The organism is Bradyrhizobium sp. IC3123, from assembly GCF_020193625.1.
Classification (GTDB): Bacteria; Pseudomonadota; Alphaproteobacteria; order Rhizobiales; family Xanthobacteraceae; genus Bradyrhizobium; species Bradyrhizobium yuanmingense.
Map to the genome: position 1 here is coordinate 1 of NZ_JADYVF010000071.1, position 408 is coordinate 408.

Below are 408 nucleotides of genomic sequence, written 5' to 3' on the forward strand. Positions count from 1 at the left end.
CTTTCACCGTCAGCGGCTGGTTGGGGCGCATTTTGTCCGGGGCCCCCAGCGCCAGCGTCAGGCGACGGTTTTCATCGCCCAGCGGCAGATGCAGCAGGCCCACCGCGCGTTTCGGCGTTGCCGAGCGCGATTTATCGCCGGGACGAACCACCAGCGTGCTAAGGTAGAGGTCGTGGCGATTCCAGGTTTTATCCACCGGGATCGACAGGTCCATCCCCTCCGCCGGGACGTCAATTTCCTGCCACCACAGCGGCCCTTCGCTGGATTCCACCATTGCGTAGCCTTTACCCGCCGCCGGGGCGGCGATGTGCAGCCTGATGGTGTCGCCCGGTTTATAGCTCGGTTTATCCAGCTTCATTGTGACCCGGTCAGGACGCGCCGCGCCGGCGCCTTCGCTGTTATCCTGCC

At 64.5% G+C, this 408-nt stretch carries 1 protein-coding gene; it reads right to left on the reverse strand.

Translation table 11 applies throughout. The features are described 5' to 3' along the window. Positions 1–408: hypothetical protein (locus I6F20_RS37675; RefSeq protein ID WP_225131616.1), on the reverse strand; the 408-nt coding region annotated here is incomplete at both ends.